General features: G+C 55.4%; 1 protein-coding gene. It reads right to left on the reverse strand.

Going from position 1 to position 514, the window contains the following annotated elements:
* A partial coding sequence (locus GOB82_RS13250; protein ID WP_242007424.1) for an integrase core domain-containing protein occupies window positions 1-514 on the reverse strand: 514 nt, incomplete at both ends.

Below are 514 nucleotides of genomic sequence, written 5' to 3' on the forward strand. Positions count from 1 at the left end.
TTTTTTGTATCCACTCAAAAGGAGAGTTCCCGTTTTTTTATGGCTTGGGGTTGGTGGGATGACAAGTGTCTCGGGGGCATGCCCCCGAGACACTTGTCTGGCGACCTGATCGGGTGTCCTGCCATCCAGTTGGGAATGGGGGCGCACCGTATTGTAGTCTTCCCGCCAGTCAGCCAGAACCTGTCGGGCATGGCTGAGAGACGTGAACAGCGTCTCGTTGAGGCATTCATCCCTCAACCGGCCGTTGAAACTTTCGACAAACCCGTTCTGTTGCGGCTTCCCAGGGGCAATATAGTGCCATTCAACCTTCATCTCATCCGCCCATTTCAGGATGGCATGGGATGTGAACTCCGTACCGTTGTCGCTGACAATCATGAGGGGTTTGCCATAGCGTTCCACCAGGGCCGTCAGTTCCCGCGCCACACGTCCACCTGATAATGACGTGTCGGCAACCAATGCCAGGTTCTTGCGACTGAAATCGTCGATAACAGCCAGAATGCGGAACCGGCGGCCA

The organism is Acetobacter farinalis, from assembly GCF_011516935.1.
In the GTDB taxonomy this organism is placed as follows: Bacteria; Pseudomonadota; Alphaproteobacteria; order Acetobacterales; family Acetobacteraceae; genus Acetobacter; species Acetobacter farinalis.